This is a genomic window from Xenorhabdus santafensis, assembly GCF_033949405.1.
Lineage (GTDB): Bacteria > Pseudomonadota > Gammaproteobacteria > Enterobacterales > Enterobacteriaceae > Xenorhabdus > Xenorhabdus santafensis.
The window spans coordinates 1-248 of sequence record NZ_VCDN01000532.1; the positions used below are offsets into that span (position 1 = coordinate 1).

The 248-nt window shown below is 37.1% G+C and carries 1 protein-coding gene; it reads left to right on the forward strand.

Features of this window, described 5'->3' with window-relative positions; translation table 11 throughout:
• On the forward strand, nt 1-248 hold a 248-nt coding region (locus tag FE392_RS23285), incomplete at both ends, for an ATP-binding protein (RefSeq protein WP_319932041.1).

Genomic DNA, 248 nt, shown 5'->3' on the forward strand with positions numbered 1-248 from the left:
CGATCATTCATACGCTGGAAGAAGCACATGAATTTGTAAAAGAAATTGGTTATCCAGTTATTGTTCGCCCAGCATTTACAATGGGGGGAACAGGTGGCGGAATCTGTAGTAATGAAGAAGAACTAATTGAAATCGTATCAGGTGGATTAAAACATAGTCCAGTAACACAATGTTTATTAGAAAAGAGCATTGCTGGTTGTAAGGAAATTGAATATGAAGTAATGCGTGATTCGAATGATAACGCGATT